The following is a 2,108-nucleotide window of genomic DNA, read 5'->3' on the forward strand; positions in this document are numbered from 1 at the left end:
GCTCCGGCTTTCAGGATACCCAGTATACCCACTATCATCTCCACGGATCGTTCCATACAGATACCTACAAATGATCCGGCTGTTACACCGTTCTGTTGCAGGTAATGGGCCAGTTGACCCGAACGTTTCTCCAGATCACTGTAGGTAAGCCTTTGTTCACCTGCCACCACTGCGGTAACCGCAGGATGAAGTGCAGCTTGTTCTGCAAACAAAGCGGTGAGTGCTTTATCTTCCGGATAGGCGTCAACGTTATCATTAAGTGTTGCCAGCAACACCCCTTCCTCCTCTACACTCAATAGCCTCAAAGTGCTGATACGCTCATCAGGTGATTGTACTACTGCCCGCAGCAATGCTTCGTAATGCGATATCAGTTGGGCGATAGTCTCTTCATTAAACAGATCTGCAAAATATTCGATATTGCCATATAGTCCCTCTTCACTGTCCTGCATGGAGAGTGTCAAATCCAGCTGTGCCAGTGAATGTTCCAGAGGCATTGATGATAACTTCACTTCTCCTAACCTGAGTGCAGGCGCATCAGGCGTATTTTGCCATACAAACATCACCTGGAATAATGGGTGCCGGGTAAGGTCGCGGGTAGTAACTACGCTTTCCACCACTTTTTCAAAAGGCACTTCCTGGTGTGCATAGGCATCTAAAGTAGTTTGTTTTACCTGCTGTAGCAGGGAGCTAAATAAAAGATCGCCCTTCAGGTCACTTCGCAGTGCAAGCGTATTAATGAAAAAGCCTATCAACCCTTCTACTTCCTGTTGCATTCTTCCTGCTGCGGGAGTACCTATACAGATATCTTCCTCACCCGTATAACGATACAACAATACCTTCAGAGCGGCCAGTAATGTCATATACATGGTTACCCCCTGTTGCTGCGACAAGGTTTTCAACTGTGCCACCAAATCCTGATCCAGGAAGAAGCGCCTGCTGGCTCCCCGCTTGCTGGTTACAACAGTACGCAGGTGATCATAAGGTAATTGTAATATAGCCGTCTCCGTTAATTTTCTCTTCCAGTAATCCAGTTTTTTATCCAATATAACACCGGAGAGATATTTACGTTGCCAGATGGCATAATCCGAATATTGTACCGGCAATTCAGCCAACTGAACTATTCGTCCTTCCGTGAAGGCATGATATAATTCGGTCAGCTCACTTACAATGATGCCGGTAGACCAGCCATCAGAGGCAATATGGTGCAATGTTATCACCAGGATATATTCTTCCTCTTCTAATACAATAAGTTCCCCCCTCAGTTTATGGTCTGTTGCTAAATTAAACGGAACTGATGTCAGTGTTTGAATGTACGCAGTTAATGCCTCAGCATTATCCCTGTATTGCCGATGATCCGTTACTATCAGCTTCCATTGGTCAACAGGCAGCACCTGTTGGAAAGGCGTTCCTTCTTCCTGTATAAATATTGTCCGTAATATTTCATGACGATTAACGATTGTTCGCAGTGCATACTCCAGTGCAGCACTGTTCAAATGTCCTGTCATCCTTAATACAGCAGGTATATGATAGGAAACGCTACCTTCCAGCTGATCGATGAACCATAAACGTTCCTGGCCGTACGAAAGGGGGATATGTGACAGTTTCTCTGCCCGTATAACTGCCGGCATTAATGTGTTTTCCGAACGCCGGCTTAACTGCAAAGACAACTGGCTGATGGTAGGATAATCAAAAACATCCGCGATAGTAACTTCTACCGATAATTGTTTACGCATAGCCGAGATAAGGCGAATAGCCAGTAGTGAATGGCCACCCAATGCAAAAAAATCGTCGTGTAGTCCTACCTGTGGTACTTCCAGCAAAGATGCCCAGATACCGGCTAGTGCGGTTTCCAGTGCGGTAGCAGGTGCTTCGTATGTACCGGCAGCCATGTTATCCGCTCCAGGCTCKGGTAAAGCCCGGCGGTCAATCTTGCCGTTGTTCAGCAACGGAAATTGATCAAGCACTACCAGGTGCACCGGCACCATATAATCCGGTAATTGTGCTTTTAAGTACGCTAGTAACGCTGCTTTATCAAAAGCGGATGTAACCGTCAGGTAACCTACCAATGTTTTATCACTGACAGCATCTGTCTTTACGATCACCACTCC

1 protein-coding gene is annotated in these 2,108 nt (G+C 46.2%); it reads right to left on the bottom strand.

The genetic code is table 11. From position 1 onward, the window contains the following. On the bottom strand, positions 1-2,108 hold a 2,108-nt coding region (locus tag AB4Z08_RS35695), incomplete at both ends, for a condensation domain-containing protein (protein WP_441578557.1).

Source organism: Chitinophaga sp. RAB17, from assembly GCF_052114225.1.
In the GTDB taxonomy this organism is placed as follows: domain Bacteria; phylum Bacteroidota; class Bacteroidia; order Chitinophagales; family Chitinophagaceae; genus Chitinophaga.